Origin of the sequence: Corynebacterium sp. MSK035 (assembly GCF_030232615.1) — a bacterium.
Lineage (GTDB): Bacteria > Actinomycetota > Actinomycetes > Mycobacteriales > Mycobacteriaceae > Corynebacterium > Corynebacterium jeikeium_D.
Window position 1 is genome coordinate 43,820 of record NZ_JASPJP010000003.1, and the last position, 20,100, is coordinate 63,919.

Genomic DNA, 20,100 nt, shown 5'->3' on the forward strand with positions numbered 1-20,100 from the left:
GAATACGTTTTGACTCCCTAATTGTGAGGAGGCCGTCGTGATAGTGGCGCAATCAGCCCTACGGCTCGAGGCATCATGGGTGGATTACTCCATTGTTGCCCTATACTTCCTATTCGTCCTAGGCATTGGCTGGGCTGCACGAGCCAAAGTGTCCAGCTCCATTGACTTCTTCCTCTCTGGGCGCTCACTGCCGGCTTGGGTGACAGGGTTGGCGTTCGTCTCAGCCAACCTAGGCGCAGTGGAAATCGTCGGTATGTCCGCAAATGGTGTGGAATACGGTTTCCAGACCATGCACTACTTCTGGATTGGTGCGGTTCCCGCCATGGTGTTCCTGGGCATTGTCATGATGCCCTTTTACTATGGCTCCAAGGTTCGCTCAGTACCAGAATTCATGCTGCGTCGTTTTGGTCCCGGAGCGCACCTTGTCAACGCGATTTCATTCGCCGTCGCGCAGCTGCTCATCGCGGGTATCAACCTTTTGCTGCTGGCCAAAGTGGTCAATGCGCTACTCGGCTGGCCACTGTGGCTGACATTGGTCGTCGCTGCAGTCATTGTGCTGTCCTACATCACGTTGGGCGGACTGTCCGCAGCGATTTACAACGAGGTACTTCAGTTCTTCGTGATTGTCGCAGCTCTAATGCCACTGACTCTAATCGGTCTGCACAGCGTCGGCGGCTGGTCGGGGCTTAAGGAAAAAGTTGCCACTGAATCGCACTTCCACACCTGGCCGGGCACGGATATTTCTGGTTTTGACAACCCGGTAGTTTCAGTCATCGGATTGGTATTCGGTTTGGGATTCGTGCTGTCCTTTGGCTATTGGACAACGAACTTCGTGGAGGTTCAGCGATCCATGGCAGCCGATTCGCTGTCGGCCGCACGCAAGACTCCAATTATCGGCGCGTTTCCAAAGATGTTCATTCCGTTCATCGTGGTGCTGCCGGGCATGATCGCCGGCGCGACTGTCGCACCCATCATGGATCAGACTGCCAAGCCTAACGACGCAATTCTGTACCTAATGAGAGATTTGCTTCCCAACGGCCTGCTGGGCATCGCTATTGCAGGGCTACTAGCAGCCTTTATGGCAGGTATGGCGGCGAATATCTCCGCGTTCAACACAGTCTTTAGCTACGACATTTGGCAGACCTACGTCGTCAAAAATCGAGCAGATGATTACTACCTCAAGGTTGGTCGTATCGCTACCATTGGCGCGACCGGCATCGCAGTGTTCACCGCATTGATTGCCGATAATTTCGGCAACGTCATGGACTACCTGCAGACGCTATTCGGCTTCTTCAACGCACCGTTGTTCGCTACCTTCCTTATCGGTATGTTCTGGAAGCGCATGACGCCGACAGCAGGTTGGACGTCTCTGCTCGCAGGAACGGGTGCTGCGATTTTGTACTGGTACATCTCCGAGTTCACGTCGGCAAGCGCAACCATCTTTGAGCTGCCGGGGCAAGGCACTGCGTTCGCTGCCGCCTCCGTGGCATTCGTCGTCGATATTGTGGTGGCTGTGGTCGTTTCGCTCATGACAACGCCGAAACCCGATGAGGAGCTGGTGGGCTTCGTCAAGTCCGTCACGCCGAAGGCTCACTTCACAGACGCTGCTGAGGCAGAGCTGCCATTGTTACAGCGAACTGTTCCGCTGGGTATTTTGTGCCTGGTGATGGCCGTAGTTCTTAACATCGTTTTCGCATAGGAGCTAGTGAGAAATCATGTCACGGACACACAACAATTCAACTGTAGAAGCGACTATCAGCACCGGTAATAAGAAAGCAGGTGCCTTTGACATTCGCAATGTCATTGGGGCGCTGCTTGGTCTTTACGGCATCATTTTGCTGCTGTCGTGGCTGTTCCTCGATCCTGGAGTTAACCCGGAGACCAGTGTTGCCAAAGAGCCGATGTATAACCTGTACAGCGGCATAGCCCTGCTTCTCTTTGCAATCGTTTTCTATGCCTGGGCAAAACTGCGCCCAACGGTTGTCGAAGAATCATAAGGAGTAAAAATGACAACCGATGACCAGCCTTCTCACGCTTTTTCGGTAACGCGCACTACGCTTGCCGACGGTCGCGAGCTAATCTACTTCGACGATGAACCGGACTATGTCTCGGGCAAAAAGACTCGAAAGTTAACCGACGAACGTGATTTGCCACAGGCGATTACGGAGTCGGAGCTGCGCCAAGATCCGCTGACAGGTGATTGGTACTGCTACGCGGCGCACCGCATGAACCGCACCTTTATGCCTCCTGCTGGTGAGAACCCACTAGCTCCGACGCTGCCGGAACAACTTCCCACAGAGGTGCCTGCCAGTGACTACGACGTGGTGGTTTTTGAAAACCGCTTCCCTTCGCTTTCCATGCACATGGAAGTTCCGGATGACTTTGCCCAAACTGTCGACGGCGCCGAGATTTTCCCGCGGAAGCCGGCCTTGGCTCGGTGCGAGGTTGTCTGCTTTACCCCGAATGTTTCGGACTCCTTCCGGGATCTGACCTTTACTCGTGCTCGCACCGTTATTGAAGCGTGGGCGCACCGCACTGCGGAACTCAGCAAGCTCGAAGGTGTGAGGTTGGTGTTCCCCTTTGAAAACAGGGGCAAGGAAATTGGGGTAACGCTGCAGCATCCTCATGGGCAGATTTACTCGTACCCGTATCTGCCCCCACGTGCGGCAGCCATTGTTTCACGCGCGAAAGCCCACTTCGAAACCACCGGTCGTGACCTCTTTGAGGATGTCCTGGAGGCCGAAAAGGCTTCAGGTCGACGGATCATCGCAGAAGGGGAGTACTTCACCGCATTCGTCCCAGCTGCAGCTAAGTGGCCAGTCGAAGTCATGATTATGGCTAACCGCGCTGTCGGTAGTTTTCAGGAGCTGACCGATGCGGAGAAGGACGAACTGACAGCAATGTACCTTGACCTGCTGCGACGTATTGACCGATTCTTCTCCGGCATCGACAAAACGCCGTACATCGCAGCATGGAACCAAGCTCCGGTAGGCGAGGATCACCAGTTTGGCCGCCTCCACCTGCAGCTCTATTCCATGATGCGCTCTGCAGGACGCATGAAGTTCCTCGCGGGTTCAGAGTCCGGGCAAGGAGCCTGGATTTCGGACACGACCCCGGAGGCAATCGCTGACCGCTTCCGGGAAGTTGGCCAGACTCGCTGGCTTCCCACTCGCTCCCATAAACAGGCGGTATCTGACGTAACTGAGCAATTCCGCCGCAGTTTCGGTTCGGAACCACAGGGCGTCTTCCGCGCCCCAGGCAGAGTCAACCTGATTGGCGAGCATGTCGATTATGCCGGTGGTATCTGTCTGCCATTCGCGTTGGCACAGAGTACTTTCGCAGCGGTGGGTGCCCAGGCTGCTGGTGACTCGTGGACAGTGCGAGTTGTTTCGGACTTGATGGACAAGGACGACGCCGCAGACGGTGACAAGCCGGTTGCTATCGCAATGTCCGATGTCGGTCCGAACTCTCCTGCAAATTGGACGGGATACGCAGTTGGCACTATCTGGGCTATGCGTGAGGCAGGGCTGTTGCCCGCGGATTGTCCAAGCCTTGACATTGCGATTTCCTCCGATGTTCCGATCGGTTCCGGGCTCTCCAGCTCCGCCGCTCTGGAGTGTTCTGTCGGCGTTGCAGCCTTTGAGCTCGTCCACGGGCGCGCACCAAACGATGAAGAGCAGCAGGGAATTGTTGAGGCGGCTATCCGCGCAGAAAATGAGGTCATTGGTGCCTCTACCGGCGGTCTGGATCAGCGTATTTCCATCAAGGGCAAGGAAAACCACGCACTGGTGATTGATTTTGCGAAGAGTTCTGACCAGCTTGTAAAGGCTGCTTTCGCAGACGAGGACCTAGAGGTTTTGGTAATCAACACCAACGTTCGGCATAGTCTCTCGGATGGTCAGTATGCGACGCGTCGCGGAATCATCGATGCCGTGACAAATGGTCTTGGGGTATCTGATTTCCGCGGTCTGGATGATGCAGTTGGTGCTGCTATCAATTGGGCGAAGGAGAACGTCCCAGCTGAGGCAGATAGGGATCAATGGGTTGATACCGTGGCGCGCCGAGTACGTCACGTTGTTACCGAAATTGACCGGACGGCACAGGCGATTGAAAAGCTTTCCGAGGGGGACTTCGAGGCCTTTGGCACGTTGATGGTGGCAAGCCATCTTTCGCTGAGGAATGACTACGAAGTTTCCTGTCCAGAGCTGGATCTTGCTGTGGACGTAGCGCTTGAGCAGGGGGCGCTTGGTGCCCGAATGACTGGCGGTGGCTTTGGCGGCAGTGCCATTGCGCTGCTGCCACACGACCGTGTCAGTGCTGCAGCGAATGCAGTTGCGTCGGCCTTCCGTGACAGAGGAATGCCGGAACCGGAGTTTTTCGTTGGAAATCCCGGGCCGGGAGCAAGCCGCCTAGTTTAGGCGGTATTCCCCCCCCGGTCTTGGGGGGGGGGCTACTGTAATGCAATCTTCTTCCGCTGCGGCTTGAGCAGCGTGGTGAGGAAGATTAGCACCACGGCAAATCCCGCGGCGGTAAACATCGCAATGCTATAGCCACGAATCAAGTCGTCGGCGGCAGGAGCTGCTGCACCAGTGCCGGACAGGCCAGTGGCAATAACAGCTGACAGCGCCACAAACAGTGCGGTACCGACAGCGCCGGCAACCTGCTGTAGCGTGTTCATGATTGCTGAACCATCCGGGTAGAGGCGCTTCGGAAGATCACCAAGACCGAATGTGAACAGCGGAGTAAACAGCAGCCCCAGGCCAATCTCAAGGACGATGTGGCAGGCGACAATCCACCATAGCGGAGTCGATGCTGAGATGAAGCCGAGCCCGAAAAGACCGAGGGCAAGGACAATGGAGCCGGGAATTGCCAGTGGGCGCGGACCATAGCTGTCAAAGAGCCGGCCGACAGCCGGTCCCATAAGGCCCATAACCAGTGGACCAGGCATCACAATCACACCAATAGTCTTGACGTCGACACCTCGCAGATTGAGGTAGAGCGGCAAAATGATGATCACACCGAACATCAGCATGAAACCAATGGTCAGAATGATTGTGGACAGCCTAAAGCTCTTTGTGCGGAAGGTTCGAAGATCCAGCAGAGCTCGGTTGTGCGGTGCCAAACGGCGCTGGCGCATGATGAAGAACACCAACAGCACGATGCCGACTGCGCACAGGATTCCGTCGATAAGCGAAAACTCTGCGCCCACGCGGCTCAGCGCGTACACCAGCGGACCGAATGCGCCGGCACTGAGGAACACCGAGAGGATATCGATGGACTTCGCGGAGTTTTCCTCAATATTGGGAACGAGAATGACACCCACTACCAGCACAATTAGGCCGAGTGGCAACATCGTGTCGAAAAGCGCATGCCAATTGTTATTGGCAATCTCCAGAATGAGACCGGAGATGGTCGGTCCGATAGCAGGCGCGACAGCGATGACCACGCTCATTCGTCCCATCATGCGCCCGCGCTCATGCTCCGGTACTACGTTGAGCACCGTGGTCATCAGCAGCGGCAGCAGCACTGCGGTACCGGACGCTTGGACAATGCGTGCGAGCAGAACGATCGCGAAGTTTGGCGCGAAAGCACCGATGAGAGTGCCCACGACGAATAGTCCTTGACTGACCGCGAAAAGAATGCGGAACGGCACTGCCGAAATGAGAAATCCAGTGACCGGAATGACAACTGCCATGGTCAGTAGGAACGATGTTGTCAGCCAGCCTGCGGTAGCTGCGCTGATTCCGAGGTCCGCCTTGATGACGGGAATTGCGACACTCATGACCGTCTCGTTCAAGATAGCCATGAATGCCGCAGCTAGTAGCACATAAATGGCCATGTAAGCGTTTTTCGGCGCTTTGGCCTGTGCTGCTTCCGAACTTGGGCTCAATTCGGAATCTTCAGATTCAGAAACCAAGAGAAGTCACTTTCTAGATATAGGTACTGAAATAAGTAATTTTCTAAGATGTTGCGGCTTAGCGCAAGAAAATCCCCATCGTAAGCCGACAAAACGGCAAAGCCGACGGGGGCATTGGCACACAAGTTGCCCAACACATTCTAAGGTAAGGGATAGAGATGAACCCGTTGGGAAAGGACAAGAGAGCTGTGAGCAATATCAAGGTCGGCGTACTTGGCGCCAAGGGCAAGGTAGGGTCCACCATCTGCGAGGCAGTTGAAGCCGCCGACGATTTGGAGCTGGCAGCGGGTCTCGACTCTGGCGATGACCTGAATGAACTTGTCACCGCTGGTGTGCAGACCATTGTTGACTTTACTCAGCCCGACGCTGTGATGGGCAATCTTGAGTTCTGCATTAAGAATGGCATCAACGCCGTCGTGGGTACTACGGGCTTTACCAAGGAGCGCCTCGATCAGGTGCAGCGCTGGCTTGACGACGCCGACGGTGAGGCCAATGTTCTTATTGCACCGAACTTCGCAATCTCCGCGGTACTGACGATGAAGATGGCGGAGCTAGCCGCTCCGTACTTCGATTCCGCTGAAGTTATCGAAATGCACCACCCTTTTAAGAAGGATGCCCCCTCGGGCACCGCTATCCACACTGCTGAGGCTATTGCTCGTGCTCGCAAGGAAGCCGGCATGGGGGAGCAGCCGGACGCCACTGAGCAAACTCTCGATGGTGCTCGCGGTGCTGAGGTCGAGGGCATTCCGGTGCACGCAGTCCGTATGACCGGTTCGGTGGCTCACGAGACCGTTATCTTTGGTGCAGAAGGGCAGTCGCTCACCATCAAGCAGGACTCCTACTCGCGCACCAGCTTCGTACCAGGCGTTCTGCTGGGTGTGCGCAAGATTGAGGATTTTCCGGGCCTGACTGTGGGACTGGAGCCGTTCCTGGGACTTTAATGGCCGGGAGTTAACTGAAAATGTCTGAAAATGTCACTCTCAAGGCGCAGCTAATCGCCGCGACCAACTTCTTCCCGCCGGAGGACATCGACTTTGATACCGATGCCGATGGTGGGGAAGCATTGATTGAGTTCTCCGGCAGGGCTTGTTATGAAACGTGGGACAAGCCCAATCCACGAACGGCGACGAATAGGGGATATCTGCGACATGTGCTTGAGGTAGGCCACACCTCACTTTTTGAACACGCAAGTGCAAGCATCTATGTTCGTGGGCTGTCGCGCTCGTGTGCACATGAACTCACACGGCACCGCCACTTTTCCTTTTCGCAGTTGTCGCAGCGGTTTGTGCCGGCCAGTTCCAACAATGTTGTGGTTCCTCCCGCAATTGCGGAGGACCCGGATCTGTTGCGAGTTTTCGAAAGCGCGGTTGATCAGTCCCGTTTCGCCTATGGTGAGTTATTAGACGCACTGGAAGAGAAGTGGGCCGACGAGCCCAACGCTATCTTGCGGCGAAAGCAGGCACGCCAGGCAGCCCGGGCGGTTTTGCCCAATGCCACCGAAACTCGAATCGTGGTTACTGGTAATTTCCGGTCTTGGCGCCACTTCATTTCGATGCGTGCGACTGAGCATGCCGATGCTGAAATTCGGGAGTTGGCAGTGGCTTGCCTGCGGGAGCTGCAGCGCTGTGCTCCTGTTGCTTTTGGGGATTTTGAGATTAACACTCTGAAGGATGGGTCGGTCGTCGCGTCGAGTCCTTACGCCTTCGAGGGGTAATCGCACGTACAGTGTGAAGATATAGTCGATTGAGATTTTTAAGAAAAGGTAGTCAACAATGAGCACAGGAATTGCGTCAACTCGCGGTGCTGACATTTTCGGCACCGTCGCCGTAGCTATGGTGACCCCTTTTGATAAGGACGGAAACCTCGATGTCAAGGCGGGTGTGCAGCTCGCTGGTCATCTTGTAGACGGTGGCTGCGATGCACTCATTCTGGCCGGTACTACCGGCGAGTCGCCTACTACGACGGTTGAGGAAAAGCTTGAGCTTCTCCGAGCTGTCCGTGCAGAGATGGGTGACGAGGTTAAGCTCGTGGCCGGTGCCGGCACCAATGACACGGCCGGGTCCATCGAGCTGGCAAAGGCTTCTGTGGAGGCGGGCGCGGATGCGCTGCTCGTCGTCACGCCGTATTACTCCAAGCCGTCCCAGGAGGGGCTGTACCGTCACTTTACGGCAGTGGCTGACGCAACCGAGGCGCCGGTGTGTCTGTATGACATTCCACCGCGTTCGGTTATTCCGATTGAAGTTGATACCATTTACCGGTTGGCGGAGCACCCGAGAATCCAGGCTGTTAAGGACGCCAAGGGGGATTTGGGAGCTGCCGCCGGCATTATCGCTAATACTGATTTGGCGTGGTACTCCGGTGACGATGTGCTGAACCTTCCGTGGCTGTCTATTGGCGCCACCGGGTTTATTTCCGTTATTGGACATGCAGCCCCGCAGCTGCTGGCTGAGGTGCGCTCTTGCTTTGACAAGGGAGACCTTGCTGGTGCGCAGGCTGCCCACGCGAAGATGACTCCGCTGTTTGCCGCTCAGGCTGCACTTGGCGGTGTAAGTTTTGCTAAATCCGCTCTGCGTCTGCAGGGCATTGAGATAGGAGATCCACGCTTGCCGCAAATTGCAGCAAATGACCAGCAGCTTGAGGTGCTTGAAGAAGCTATGCGGAAGGCAGGTGTTCTGTAGTGGCTGAAGGACGCAATCGCGCCCGCAAGGTAACTCGTAAGGCTGGTCCGCCTTCCGAGTCCGACGTGGCTGCAGCAGAGCAGTCCAATAACTCTGCATCCAAGGGTTCCGACAAGGGTGGAGCTAAATCCAACGGCTCGAAGTCCTCGCAGCGTTCCGGTGAGCGTAAGAACTCCGGTAACGCTAAGAAGTCCCAAGGTTCCTCGAATTCTTCCAACCGCGGTTCCCGCGGTGGTCGCGGTGGCCGTGGAGGTAATCGCGGAAATAGTTCGAGGGGTGGCCGTGGCGGACGCGGTGGCAACCGTCGTAACGTAGTCCAGTCGATGCAGGGTGCGGACTTGACCCAGCGTCTTCCTGCACCGCCGAAGGCCCCCAAGGACGGCCTGCGCGTGGTTGCACTGGGCGGTATTTCCGAAATCGGTCGCAATATGACCGTGTTGGAGTACAAGAACCGCCTGATCATCGTCGACTGCGGCGTGCTGTTCCCGAGCTCGGATGAGCCGGGTGTTGACCTGATCCTGCCTGACTTCTCCTACATGGAAGACAAGTGGGATCGCGTGGAAGCTCTCGTGGTCACCCACGGTCACGAGGACCACATCGGTGCTATCCCTTGGTTGCTCAAGCAGCGCGCGGACATCCCGATTATTGCTTCTCGCTTTACCCTGGCACTGATTCAGGCCAAGACACAGGAACACCGTCAGCGCCCGAAGGTCATCGAGGTCAACGACACCAGCCACATTCAGCGTGGCCCGTTCGATCTGCGTTTCTTCAATGTCAACCACTCGATTCCGGAGTGCCTTGGCATCGTCATTAAGACCGGAGCCGGCATGGTCGTCCACACCGGTGACGTGAAGATGGATCAGACCCCGCCGGACGGAAAGCCGACTGACCTGCCGGCGCTGAGCCGCTACGGTGATGAGGGAATCGACCTCTTCTTGTGTGAGTCCACCAACGCTACGATTCCGGGCTTCTCGGGATCCGAGGCGGAGCTGGCTCCAACTCTGCGCCGTCTGATTATGGATGCCAAGCAGCGCGTTATCGTCGCGGCCTTCGCATCGAATGTTTACCGCGTGCAGGCGGTCATCGACGCAGCTGTTAAGGCTGGCCGCAAGGTTGCCTTCAACGGTCGCTCTATGATTCGCAACATGCGCATCGCGCAGGAATTGGGGCTGCTGACCGCTCCGGAAAATACCATTGTGGAAATGAACGAGGCCGCTCGCATGGCGCCCCACAAGGTCGTGCTGGTGACTACCGGTACGCAGGGTGAGCCAATGGCTGCGCTGTCTCGCATGGCCCGCCGTGAGCACCGTCAGATCACCGTCCGTGATGGCGACCTGATTATCCTCAGTTCTTCGCTGGTACCCGGTAACGAAGAGGCAGTCTTCGGCGTTATCAACATGCTGGCCCAAATTGGTGCCACGGTTATCACCGGTAAGGATGCGAAGGTTCACACCTCCGGTCACGGCTTTGCCGGCGAGCTGCTGTTCCTCTACAACGCAGCTCGTCCGTCGAACGTCATGCCGATTCACGGTGAGTGGCGCCACCTCCGTGCCAACAAGGAGCTGGCTGTGTCCACTGGCGTGAAGCCAGAGAACGTTGTCCTGGCTCAGAACGGTGTGGTAGTCGACCTCGTTGATGGCCGCGCTCGTGTAGTTGGCCAGGTTCCGGTCGGTAACCTCTACGTCGATGGCGTCACCATGGGTGACGTCGACGCTGACGTGCTGGCAGACCGTGCTGAAATGCGTGAAGGTGGTCTTATCACCGTCACAGCCGTCATTGATAACCGCACTGGCCGCCCGTTGGAGAAGCCACGGGCTCAGGCTCGCGGTTACTCGGACGACGCCAAGGAAGTGCTCGAAACCGTCGAGCAGGTCGTTGACGATACTCTCTTTGACCTGGCTGGCAGTGGCGAGAACAACCCGTACCGTATGGCTCAGGAAGTTCGTCGCCGCACCGAGCGTGTCATTAACCAGAAGTGGCGTCGCAGCCCGATGGTTGTTCCGACAATCGTGCCGATGTCCTCTGAGGCAGCCGAAGAGGTTACCGATGAGGAAATCCAGGAGTCGCGCGAAAGTATCTAAATTTCTAGAGCGTCTTTTAGCGTAAGAGCCCGCATCCACCTACAACCGTGTGGATGCGGGCTTCTCCGTGCCTGGTCTAGGCTGGAGCTATGACTCTTGCTGAACGGGAACGTGAAGACCTAGCTAATCTACTGCTCAGCGTCGGCCCCGACGCCCCGACCTTGTGCGAGGGGTGGACGACCCGGGATCTTGCCAACCACCTGTACATTCGTGAAAACCGTCTGGATGCCGCGGGCGGGATGTTCGTCAAGGCGCTTTCGGACCGCCTCGATGCTGTTACCGCTGAGGTCAATCGAATGCCCTACGTCGAAGTGGTGGGGAAGTGGGGTAGTGGTGCTCCGCGATGGAATCCAATGAACTGGGCAGACCGCTACGTCAACGCTGCGGAGAACTTCGTCCATCACGAGGATGTCCGTCGTGCCCAGGAAGGCTGGACCGTTCGTCAGCTGCCGCCCTCCGGAGTGTCGGACCTGTGGCGTCTGGTCACTACTGCCGGCCGTATGATGTTGCGCGGTTCGACCTCGACCGTGGTGCTAATGCGTGACGACGGAGTTGCGGTGACCCTAATCGACAACAGTGCTAAAGGTGCTCCAGTTGTGACTGTCCGCGGAAGCGTCGGGGAACTGGTGCTGTGGCTCTATGGCCGTGACGAGGTACGCGTCACCATCGACGGTGACGAATCGGGCATCAAGCGCAACAGTCTTTAAAATCACGTTCTCAGTTCTGGACGGTCGCGACAGCACGCCTGTTAAACAATGACACGCGTGTGACTAATGTGAAAACGATCCGGTGTTAGCTGTAAGGTAATGGTCATGTCTGCGACCAGCCGAACCAGAACTGACAATCGTCGTGGATCTTCCCGCTCTGCGGAGACAGATGCCACGCGGCGATACCCCGTGCACAGCGCCACGGAGGAATTCGAGCGCACTCCTAGCGCCATGTCGTTCGTGGCCAATAGCTTGGCCAGCGCCTGGACTGAAACTGCCCGCGGCGTGGCCGGTCTTGCCCGGCGGGTCAGCGGTCGCAAAAATAAGCGAAACGAAGAGGAGAATATGTCGCGGCGCGAAAGAGACGCCGATTTTTCGACGAAGCCCCGTAGGAAGCGTCGTAAAGCAGCTAGCGGCTATGACGATGTAATTGAACCGCCGGCACCGGCCTCCGTGCCAGCTGACGAGTTCGACGCAGACTTCGATGAGGGTGGCGAACCGGGATCGAAGGATGGCCTCGCACTACTCGTGCTGGCGTTGGCGATTGTGCTCGCTGGCTCGACATGGTTCCACCTGGCAGGGCCAGTGGGGGAGTTCATTGAAACGGCAGTGCGCACGCTCATTGGTATCGGCGCTTTTGTACTTCCGGTGCTGCTCGGTGTTGTTTCCGTATTAATGATGCTGGATGCTATGCCGCGCCGTGAACGTCTGACACCTACCATCACTGGAGCTTCGCTGATCGTGGTGGGGCTGCTCGCAATTGTGCATATCGGCTCGGGTCGTCCTGCGGACTGGCAGGGGCGACGTGCAGCTGGTGGCGCAATTGGTGGTTATATCGGTTCGCCGCTAGCAGCCGGGTTTACCTCGTGGGTCGCCGTGGTTTTGTTGCTGGGTATCGTTTTTTACGGCGCTCTGGTGCTCTCTGGCGCGACGGTGCGCCAGCTTATCGATGCCACTAAGGAATACTTCAACTTTTCCGAGTGGTCTTCGCGTCGTGCCGGCGACGAGCCGGAATCGGACGATCCCTACGGCAATGTCGATGACATGCTGGAACGTCGTGCGAGCTGGGATTCCGATACCGCATATGCCGATGAGGACTTTGACCAGCCGACGCAGCTAATTGAGCGTCGCCCAAGCCACAGCAGCCGCACGCAACATTCCTCGTCTCGTTCGACCGGTCGCCCTGCTTACCGAGCGTCCCGCCGTGGCGCGGATAGCCGTATATCCGCACCCGAACCCGCGCCTTACGACGAACCGGATACTGACGGTAACCTCTACGATCTTTTGGACGAAGAGCCGCAGAGGAACCGACAGGCTCCGCGACGTGCCCGTCAGGTTGAGGATGTCGACTACGATTCGGCAAAGACCACAGTGTTCGATGTCCGGAATGGGGCACCGCACTCCAATCGAGTTTCCCCAGTGGAGCCGGCGTTTCCGGCAGCTGAGTACGTGGAGGAAGCTCAGTCGGATGCAGTACATCGCGACACCGCTGAGACAGAATCGACTATTCCAGCTGTCGGGGGCACGAACTACCACGCTGTCGACGAGGATTATGACGAGTACTCCGAGTACCCGACGCAGGAGGCTGCTGCAGCTAATAACAGCGAACGGAATTGTGTTTCCGATTCCCGAGCTCCGAAACAGCCCGCTGTTCAACCTGAGGCCGTAGAGCCGGCGAGCGCGCCGCAGGGCGAGTCGTCTGTCGATGATTCGCGGGATGCAGTGTCTGAGGCTACCCGCCGCACAATGGATGCCATTGCCGCTCGTTCTGGTATCGATGCCTCTAAGATTCCGGCCACAACTCCGAAGTCTGAATTGGAAAAGGATGCCGAGGGTACTTCCGGTTCGTCGGCACGCACGCCGGAATCTGACTACCACCTGCCATCGACTAATTTGTTGATTCCAGGTGAGCGTCCCAAGACACGTACGGCGACGAACGACCGCATGATTGAGGCGATTACTGAAGTATTCGCAGAATTCAAGGTCGATGCTGCGGTGACTGGTTTCTCTCGCGGTCCGACGGTGACTCGCTACGAGGTCGAGCTTGGCCCGGGCGTGAAGGTCTCGAAGATCACGAACCTGCAGTCCAACATTGCCTACGCGGTAGCGACCGACAATGTCCGCTTACTGACTCCGATTCCGGGAAAGTCGGCCGTTGGTATCGAGGTGCCGAACAACGACCGTGAGATGGTTCGGCTTGCCGACGTACTCAACGCGCCCAAGACCGTTGCGAACGATGACCCGATGCTGATCGGTCTCGGTAAGGATATTGAGGGCGAGTTTATCTCGCACTCCATCCAGAAAATGCCGCACCTTCTCGTTGCCGGTTCGACCGGTTCGGGTAAGTCCGCGTTCGTAAATTCGATGTTGGTTTCGCTGCTGACTCGTGCGACCCCGGAGGATGTCCGCCTGATTCTGGTGGACCCGAAGATGGTCGAGCTGACTCCATATGAGGGGATTCCTCACCTGATTACGCCAATCATCACTCAGCCGAAGAAGGCCGCGGCGGCTCTGCAGTGGCTGGTTGAAGAGATGGAACAGCGCTACATGGACATGAAGGCCGCCCGCGTCCGTCACATCAAGGACTTCAACCGTAAGGTCAAGTCCGGTGAGATTACGACCCCACTTGGCTCGGAGCGCGAGTACCGTCCGTACCCGTACATTGTCTGTGTCGTTGACGAGTTGGCAGACCTGATGATGACCGCACCCCGCGATATCGAAGATGCGATTGTGCGCATCACGCAAAAGGCCCGTGCTGCCGGTATCCACTTGGTGCTGGCTACGCAGCGTCCGTCTGTGGATGTGGTCACCGGCTTGATTAAGACGAACGTGCCATCGAGACTGGCATTCGCTACCTCGTCGCTCACGGACTCCCGCGTCATTCTTGACCAGGGCGGTGCTGAAAAGCTCATTGGTATGGGCGATGGCCTGTTCATCCCACAGGGTGCAGGCAAGCCGCGACGTCTTCAGGGGGCCTTCGTCACAGACGAAGAGATTCAGGCAGTAGTCGATGCAGCTAAGGCGCAGGCCGAGCCGGATTACACCGAGGGTGTCACGGAGGATAAGAGTGCTGAGGCTGAGCGCAACATTGACCCCGATATCGGAGATGACCTGGAAGATTTGCTTCAGGCAGTCGAGCTGGTGGTCACCGCACAGCACGGATCGACCTCGATGTTGCAGCGCAAGATGCGAGTCGGTTTCGCCAAGGCCGGTCGACTGATGGATCTGATGGAAACTCGCGGAGTGGTTGGACCGTCAGAGGGATCTAAGGCACGTGAGGTGCTGGTCAAACCAGAGGAGCTCGAAACCATTAAGTGGATGATCAAGGGCGCAAACCCGGAGGATGCTCCTAAGGAAGAAGTAAACGTAGTCGACGCTGATCCGAATCAGTCTATGGCGTAGGACGACCCAGCCTTACCGCCGTTTCTGATTGCGTGTATAGTCGGCACACGTGGAGGGGAGTATCCCCGGTAAAAGTGGATGTTTTCCGCTAGCCCGTGACGGTTATCGTCAGCACGGATTGGACGCACAGACTCGTCTTGCGCACATCGAATCCCGGTGCCGTCACTTTTGCCACTATGGCAGAAGCAGGAGAGACCTCCGGTTCATGTTCGCACGACCGGAGGTCTTTTTTTAATATGCATGTCCCCGCATTGGTATGGATTATCACCATTGTGGTCGTCATGGGTTTTATCGCCTTTGACTTCTATGCACACGTTCGCACGCCGCATAACCCAACTATGAAGGAAGCCGGCATCTGGACCGCTTTCTACGTAGTCTTGGCATTAATTTTCGGCGGAATGGTGTGGTTGTTATGGGATCACCACCGAGGCATTGAGTTTCTATCGGGCTATATCACCGAAAAGGCGCTCAGCGTAGACAATCTATTTGTCTTTGCACTCATCATCGGCGCATTCAAGATTCCGCGCCAGTACCAACAAAAGGTTTTGCTGTTCGGTATTGCGATGGCGCTGGTATTCAGAGGCCTGTTCATTTGGGCTGGTGCGGCAGTTATTGCCAAGTGGTCTGACGTTTTCTACCTGTTTGCAATCTTCCTGATTTACACGGCTATCAAGACGGTGTACGACGAAGCCGTCGATAAGCCGGAACCCGATCCGTCGGATATGAAGCTGATTCAATGGCTGCGTCGAATCGTCCCAATTTCGGACCATTACAACAAGGACAAGCTGACCGTTAAGGAAAACGGCAAGCGTTACTTGACTCCACTTGCCATCGCGCTGGTGTCCATCGGTTTTATCGATGTGATGTTTGCGTTTGACTCTATCCCGGCTATCTACGGCCTGACGGATGAGGCATATATCGTCTTTACTGCAAATGCCCTTGCTCTCATGGGGTTGCGACAGATGTACTTCCTGCTCGACGGTCTGCTGGATCGCTTGGTGTACCTGGCTTATGGCCTGGGTGTCATCCTGGCCTTTATTGGTGTGAAGTTGCTGTTGCACGCACTGCATGAAAACAACCTGCCGTTTATCAACAGCGGTGAGAACGTGTCGGTGCCTGAAGTATCGACCTGGGCGTCGCTGGCGGTCATCGTCATCGTTCTGGTGGTGACTGTCCTGGCATCGTGGCTCAAGAGCAAGCGTGATGAAAACATGGGTGCGATTGCCCTTCCGCGTGTTCACCACGATGATGATGGAAGCCGCGATGGCCTCGGCTCTCACGCCTCCTCTACTTCTGTCAGTGAGGGGTCAACGTCGGCCGGAAGCGAAACTAACGGTTCACACACCGGTAAGAACGAGCCTGGGCGTTAATCGAACACGATTGTGAGATAAGGTAACAACTGTGACTGCTCCAAGTGCTGATACAAGCCGTGTTTCCAACTGGAACTTGCCCAATTTCCTGACCGTGCTTCGCATCCTCGGAGTACCGGTGTTCCTGTGGGTACTTCTTCAGGAGGGCGGCGAAGCCACCAATTGGCGCTGGTGGTCGTTTGTCGTATTCGCGCTTCTGATGGCGACTGACAAGTTGGACGGGCACCTCGCACGTAGCCGTAACCTCATTACCGACTTTGGCAAGATTGCCGATCCGATTGCCGATAAGGCTCTAATGCTGGCTGCGCTGATTGGTATGAACATCATCGACATTCTGCCGTGGTGGGTGACTGTCATCATCGTGATTCGCGAAGGTGGCATCACCATCTGGCGTATGTTCGCCCTGCGTCAGGGGCGTGTTGTTCCGGCTTCTCGGGGCGGCAAGATAAAGACGGTCCTGCAGTCTGTAGCAGTGGGGCTCTTCCTGATGCCAGTGGACTGGTTGTTCTGGCCGTCCTGGATTGTGATGGTTGCCGCCATTGTCGTCACCGTCGGTACTGGTATCCAGTACATTGTGGATGCGCGAAAGGTCTCGTAGAGAAATTAAGTGGAGGGTAAAGCTGTGAACACAGTCGAACGCCTCGCCCAGAGCGACGAAAACGCTGACGGTGTCGATGGCGTTTCGCTTCAACTCGTCCAAACGCTTACGGCTCGTGGCGAGACTTTTGCAGCCGCAGAATCACTTACCGCAGGTCTTCTCTGCGCTACAGTTGCCTCCGTACCGGGAGCCTCCGCCGTTCTCCGCGGTGGCGTGGTCACTTACGCCACTGACACGAAGGCGTTGCTTGCCGACGTGCCAAAGGATGCTTTGGCCGCATATGGCCCCGTGTCCGAGTTGACGGCCCGGTATATGGCACTTGGAGTGGCAAATAAAGCAGTGGCGGACTGGGGGATTTCGCTAACTGGCGTTGCTGGTCCAGCGATGCAGGATGGGCACCCAGTAGGTGAAGTCTGGTGTGGTCTGAAACCGCCGGGAGTTTCGTACCTTGATGGGGTAACTGCTGTTAGGTTGCCGGTGAATAAAGAGGGGTCGCGCGCGGAGATTCGTCGTCAAACAGTGGTATTGGCGTTAGAACTGTTGTTGCAGAATCTCGACGGTGAGTAGAATTTTTGAAAATTGGGAACAGGTCGGCCTTCTAAAGCGTTAGAGAAAGTGATGACCAACAATACTGCACTTATGACCATTCGCTACCCAGAGGTAGATAGCGCTGCCGCTTTCGAAGCTTCCATGGATGCCACAGCACCGTCGGCGCGGGTGGCTGTAGGGGAGCAGCCTGGATCGGTTGCAAAGTTAACGGCACAGGATTTGGCGGAACGGGGAGAATCCCGTGAGCCACTCCTGCGAGAGGCACTGGGGGAGACGCTGCGTGATATCCGTTCGCGCAGTGGACAGACGCTGCGTGAGCTTTCTGAAAATGCGGCTATTAGCCCTGGTTATTTGTCTGAGCTTGAGCGTGGACGGAAAGAAGTCTCATCTGAGCTGCTGGCGTCGGTATGCGCGGCGCTTGGTGTGACGGTGTCGGATTTGATGATGGAAGCAGCCACAGCGATGGCCCTGCATTCGGCGAGCCCAGAATTGGCAGCGATGTAGAAATTGGTTGCGGCGGTGGAATTTCATTCCATTGCTCCGGTACTTAGCACCCGAAGACGCTCGGCTTTAGTTAAGATTGGGTGCGCGATAAGCACAGACCTGCTTTGAGGTAGTTGCAATAAGAAAGGTGTATGGGACGCTATGGCTAATCCATTTGTAAAGCTGTGGAATTACTTGATGGCCGCTTTTGATTCCAAGATTGAGGAAAACGCTGATCCGAAGGTGCAGATTCAGCAGGCTATCGAGGATGCCCAGCGGCAGCACCAGGAACTATCGCAGCAGGCAGCGGCGGTGATTGGTAATCAGCGCCAGCTGGAAATGCGCCTTAACCGTCAGCTCGCTGAGATTGAGAAGCTGCAGGGGAACACTCGTCAGGCATTGCAGCTCGCTGACAAGGCTCGTGCTGAGGGGGATACTGCCAAGGCTACGGAGTATGAGAACGCAGCTGAGGCTTTCGCAGCTCAGTTGGTTACTGCTGAGCAGTCGGTAGAAGATTTGAAGGCTCTGCACGATCAGTCGCTGCAGCAGGCGGCTCAGGCTAAGAAGGCCGTCGAGCGTAATTCCATGCAGCTGCAGCAGAAGGTCGCGGAGCGCGCAAAGCTCCTCAGCCAGCTGGAGCAAGCAAAGATGCAGGAGAAAGTCTCTGAGTCCCTGCAGTCGATGAATCAGATTTCTTCGGGGGCTACACCTAATCTGGATCAGGTTCGTGACAAGATTGAGCGTCGTTACGCTAACGCTCTTGGTCAGGCCGAGCTAGCTCAGAACTCGGTTCAGGGGCGTATGGCTGAGGTAGAGGCCGCAGGCGTTCAGCTTGCTGGGCACTCTCGCCTGGAGCAAATCCGCGCAGAAATGAACGGTGGCAACGAGCTCTCTGGTGGCGAGGCTCAGAAGTCCATCGAGGGAAGCGCTGCCTCCAACGTTGACCCTGCTGTTGCTGAGCGCATGCGCCAGCTGCGTGAGGGCAATTAATTCTCCTACTCACCTTCACCACGTGCGATTAGCGAATCACCCATTGCCTTCGAGCGATTAATGGTTCGGATGACCACAGGTACGCCGAAGGCAATGATTGAGCCGGCAGCCCCTCGTGCTTTTCGAGCCTCCAGTACCTCGGCAGCGGCCATAACCTGAAGCGGAATCATACGCAGCGTCAGCGATAGTGCGAGCGCGATGGTGTCGACTGGTAGGCCGAAACGGGCGAACGGCTGCATCGCAGTGGTCAAAGTATCCATGATGTCGCTGACGCGGGTCGTCAGCGTTAGCAATATTGCCGCTGCGATTGCGGCGAGAAGCGCGAGGAAGGTCGTCAGCGCTTGCTCACCCCCGGCGCGCCACCACAGGAGAAGCGAAAGCAGCGCCAAAATGACTACGGCTCCACGGAGCTGTCGGAAAGCAACCATTGGTGGCACCTTGGCCACCGCATAAGCGAGGGTGACAATTGCCAGGGCAATCGCCCCGCCTAGCCAGGTATCCACGAGAATCCCGGTGAGCAATAAAAATGCGATGACAATGATGAGTTTGGGGGCCGTCGGGAGCCTGTGCACAGGCGACTTATGGTTTAGGTAAAGCCCTAACGGGACATCGGCTGGATGAATCATGAGCGGCCTTCTTCCGCACGAGTCATATCGCTGACGTATCGGTCAATAACTTCCTTCGGCGCACCGTCGTCGACGATTTCTCCTGCGCTTACACGGATAACTCGGTCGAAGTCCATAAGAAAATCCAGATCATGAGTGACCACGATAATTTGCTGCTCAAGCTGGGCGAAAATACTCCGAATGTGGAGACGATTGCGCAAGTCGAGGAGCGTAGTGGGCTCATCGGCAATAATGGTCGTGGGATTAAGAATTAACACTGCCGCCAGCGCCAGTAGCTGTTTTTGTCCACCCGAGAGCAAGTGTGGCGAGGCGTCAGCATGATCGGCAAGCCCAAACCGCTCGAGGGCTTCCTGCACCAGCTGGTTGCGCTCATCCTTTGGTAGTTTTCGCTTGCGTAGTGAAAAGGCAATGTCCTCTGCGACTGTAGGCATCACAATTTGATTATCCGCATCAGAAAAGATGAAGCCGACATTCTTGCGAATTGCCTTTGCCTGCTTTGCGACATTCATGCCCTCATACGTGACCGTGCCACCAGTGACCGGGCCCAGGCCGTTAATGAGTCGCACCAGCGTGGACTTACCGCCACCGTTTTCGCCGATAATGCCAATGCGCTTCTCTGTGAGAGTTAGCGTGGTCGGCTTCAGTATCTGGCGTCCCGAATAGGTTGCGGAAGCGCGGTCAAAAGCGATGGTGGGCATA

At 56.5% G+C, this 20,100-nt stretch carries 17 protein-coding genes; 14 read left to right on the forward strand and 3 right to left on the reverse strand.

All coding sequences use genetic code 11. The annotated features are described in order from the left end of the window. Positions 1 to 37: 37 nt before the first annotated feature. From QP978_RS02945 to galK, 3 genes are read left to right on the forward strand one after another with little or no spacing between them, the layout of a single operon-like run. A complete protein-coding gene (locus tag QP978_RS02945) occupies positions 38 to 1,699 on the forward strand; it encodes a sodium:solute symporter family protein (protein WP_172954607.1) in 1,662 nt (553 codons plus the stop codon). A 16-nt stretch (positions 1,700 to 1,715) separates the two neighbouring features. After that, a complete protein-coding gene (locus QP978_RS02950) occupies positions 1,716 to 1,997 on the forward strand; it encodes a hypothetical protein (protein WP_049170832.1) in 282 nt (93 codons plus the stop codon). Positions 1,998 to 2,006: 9 nt separating this feature from the next. After that, positions 2,007 to 4,418, forward strand: coding sequence for a galactokinase (galK, locus tag QP978_RS10880; RefSeq protein WP_502870672.1), 2,412 nt, complete (start codon positions 2,007 to 2,009; stop codon positions 4,416 to 4,418). Between the two features lie 32 nt (positions 4,419 to 4,450). Here galK and QP978_RS02965 read toward each other — a convergent pair whose 3' ends face one another. After that, positions 4,451 to 5,839, reverse strand: a complete 1,389-nt coding sequence (locus QP978_RS02965; protein WP_284856822.1) for an MDR family MFS transporter — start codon at positions 5,837 to 5,839, stop codon at positions 4,451 to 4,453. Positions 5,840 to 6,075: 236 nt separating this feature from the next. On the opposite strand from QP978_RS02965, the gene dapB reads away from it, so the two are divergent. The 11 genes from dapB (at position 6,076) to QP978_RS03020 (ending at position 18,775) form a co-directional block, all read left to right on the forward strand. Beyond that, positions 6,076 to 6,858 (forward strand): 4-hydroxy-tetrahydrodipicolinate reductase, encoded by a 783-nt coding sequence (gene dapB / locus QP978_RS02970; RefSeq protein WP_284856823.1) that lies wholly within the window; start codon positions 6,076 to 6,078, stop codon positions 6,856 to 6,858. A 20-nt stretch (positions 6,859 to 6,878) separates the two neighbouring features. Next, a complete protein-coding gene (gene thyX / locus QP978_RS02975; protein WP_049170838.1) occupies positions 6,879 to 7,631 on the forward strand; it encodes an FAD-dependent thymidylate synthase in 753 nt (250 codons plus the stop codon). Between the two features lie 58 nt (positions 7,632 to 7,689). Further along, on the forward strand, positions 7,690 to 8,595 hold the full coding sequence (dapA, locus tag QP978_RS02980; RefSeq protein WP_049170841.1) for a 4-hydroxy-tetrahydrodipicolinate synthase: 906 nt from the start codon (positions 7,690 to 7,692) through the stop codon (positions 8,593 to 8,595). After that, positions 8,595 to 10,676 carry a ribonuclease J gene (locus QP978_RS02985; RefSeq protein WP_049170842.1) on the forward strand — a complete coding sequence of 694 codons (2,082 nt, stop codon included), beginning with the start codon at positions 8,595 to 8,597 and terminating at the stop codon, positions 10,674 to 10,676. Before dapA ends, QP978_RS02985 begins: the two co-directional genes overlap by 1 nt. Positions 10,677 to 10,765: 89 nt before the next feature. Further along, positions 10,766 to 11,383 carry a TIGR03085 family metal-binding protein gene (locus QP978_RS02990; RefSeq protein ID WP_284856825.1) on the forward strand — a complete coding sequence of 206 codons (618 nt, stop codon included), beginning with the start codon at positions 10,766 to 10,768 and terminating at the stop codon, positions 11,381 to 11,383. A gap of 105 nt (positions 11,384 to 11,488) precedes the next feature. After that, complete coding sequence (locus QP978_RS02995) at positions 11,489 to 14,785, forward strand: DNA translocase FtsK (protein WP_049193034.1); 3,297 nt, start codon at positions 11,489 to 11,491, stop codon at positions 14,783 to 14,785. A 236-nt stretch (positions 14,786 to 15,021) separates the two neighbouring features. Next, entirely contained in the window at positions 15,022 to 16,155 is a 1,134-nt protein-coding gene (locus tag QP978_RS03000; RefSeq protein WP_016422604.1) for a TerC family protein, read from the forward strand. A gap of 31 nt (positions 16,156 to 16,186) precedes the next feature. Then, the gene (gene pgsA / locus QP978_RS03005; protein ID WP_016422605.1) at positions 16,187 to 16,753 is read left to right on the forward strand and encodes a CDP-diacylglycerol--glycerol-3-phosphate 3-phosphatidyltransferase; all 567 of its coding nucleotides are present in this window, start codon (positions 16,187 to 16,189) and stop codon (positions 16,751 to 16,753) included. Between the two features lie 24 nt (positions 16,754 to 16,777). Continuing rightward, complete coding sequence (locus QP978_RS03010; RefSeq protein WP_284856826.1) at positions 16,778 to 17,320, forward strand: CinA family protein; 543 nt, start codon at positions 16,778 to 16,780, stop codon at positions 17,318 to 17,320. A 51-nt stretch (positions 17,321 to 17,371) separates the two neighbouring features. Then, positions 17,372 to 17,806, forward strand: coding sequence for a helix-turn-helix domain-containing protein (locus QP978_RS03015; protein WP_016422607.1), 435 nt, complete (start codon positions 17,372 to 17,374; stop codon positions 17,804 to 17,806). A 141-nt stretch (positions 17,807 to 17,947) separates the two neighbouring features. Continuing rightward, on the forward strand, positions 17,948 to 18,775 hold the full coding sequence (locus QP978_RS03020) for a PspA/IM30 family protein (RefSeq protein ID WP_005509356.1): 828 nt from the start codon (positions 17,948 to 17,950) through the stop codon (positions 18,773 to 18,775). Between the two features lie 5 nt (positions 18,776 to 18,780). Here the strand turns inward: QP978_RS03020 and QP978_RS03025 are convergent, their stop codons facing one another. Next, positions 18,781 to 19,401, reverse strand: coding sequence for an energy-coupling factor transporter transmembrane component T family protein (locus QP978_RS03025; protein WP_049170855.1), 621 nt, complete (start codon positions 19,399 to 19,401; stop codon positions 18,781 to 18,783). Then, positions 19,398 to 20,099, reverse strand: a complete 702-nt coding sequence (locus tag QP978_RS03030; RefSeq protein WP_049170859.1) for an energy-coupling factor ABC transporter ATP-binding protein — start codon at positions 20,097 to 20,099, stop codon at positions 19,398 to 19,400. Before QP978_RS03030 ends, QP978_RS03025 begins: the two co-directional genes overlap by 4 nt. Between the last annotated feature and the right edge of the window lies 1 nt (position 20,100).

What these genes read in the sequence shown, in the direction of transcription:
- QP978_RS02950 (WP_049170832.1), top strand. Translation starts at nt 1,716, where the DNA reads ATGTCACGGACACACAACAATTCAACTGTAGAAGCGACTATCAGCACC.
- galK (WP_502870672.1), top strand. Translation starts at nt 2,007, where the DNA reads ATGACAACCGATGACCAGCCTTCTCACGCTTTTTCGGTAACGCGCACT.
- QP978_RS02965 (WP_284856822.1), bottom strand. Translation starts at nt 5,839, where the DNA reads ATGGCCATTTATGTGCTACTAGCTGCGGCATTCATGGCTATCTTGAAC.
- dapB (WP_284856823.1), top strand. Translation starts at nt 6,076, where the DNA reads ATGAACCCGTTGGGAAAGGACAAGAGAGCTGTGAGCAATATCAAGGTC.
- thyX (WP_049170838.1), top strand. Translation starts at nt 6,879, where the DNA reads ATGTCTGAAAATGTCACTCTCAAGGCGCAGCTAATCGCCGCGACCAAC.
- dapA (WP_049170841.1), top strand. Translation starts at nt 7,690, where the DNA reads ATGAGCACAGGAATTGCGTCAACTCGCGGTGCTGACATTTTCGGCACC.
- QP978_RS02990 (WP_284856825.1), top strand. Translation starts at nt 10,766, where the DNA reads ATGACTCTTGCTGAACGGGAACGTGAAGACCTAGCTAATCTACTGCTC.
- QP978_RS02995 (WP_049193034.1), top strand. Translation starts at nt 11,489, where the DNA reads ATGTCTGCGACCAGCCGAACCAGAACTGACAATCGTCGTGGATCTTCC.
- QP978_RS03000 (WP_016422604.1), top strand. Translation starts at nt 15,022, where the DNA reads ATGCATGTCCCCGCATTGGTATGGATTATCACCATTGTGGTCGTCATG.
- QP978_RS03015 (WP_016422607.1), top strand. Translation starts at nt 17,372, where the DNA reads ATGACCAACAATACTGCACTTATGACCATTCGCTACCCAGAGGTAGAT.
- QP978_RS03020 (WP_005509356.1), top strand. Translation starts at nt 17,948, where the DNA reads ATGGCTAATCCATTTGTAAAGCTGTGGAATTACTTGATGGCCGCTTTT.
- QP978_RS03025 (WP_049170855.1), bottom strand. Translation starts at nt 19,401, where the DNA reads ATGATTCATCCAGCCGATGTCCCGTTAGGGCTTTACCTAAACCATAAG.
- QP978_RS03030 (WP_049170859.1), bottom strand. Translation starts at nt 20,099, where the DNA reads ATGCCCACCATCGCTTTTGACCGCGCTTCCGCAACCTATTCGGGACGC.